Below are 257 nucleotides of genomic sequence, written 5' to 3' on the forward strand. Positions count from 1 at the left end.
GGTGGAAGTCCCGCCGGCCGAGTTCGCTGACCTGAACCTCGACCAGCTGGTGGCAGACGCCACCGCCGGCCGGGACGAGTACGACTTGAAACCGTACTTCTACACACCACTGACCACCCCGGCTGGGGTCGAGTTCCGGCACGCCGTCCTCCGTGACCTTCAAGCCGGGAATGTCACCGAAACGGTGCGAACGTTCGCCGACGCGATGCGTGGCATGCGCGCGTTGCTGGCGGAAGCTGACGGTCTTCGTTACCCGC

1 protein-coding gene is annotated in these 257 nt (G+C 65.8%); it reads left to right on the top strand.

Annotated elements, in window-relative coordinates:
* A partial coding sequence (locus AC1RPV_RS08030; protein ID WP_481764242.1) for a hypothetical protein occupies nucleotides 1-257 on the top strand: 257 nt, incomplete at both ends.

Source organism: Dellaglioa sp. CoH-55-MRSF-9, from assembly GCF_056782155.1.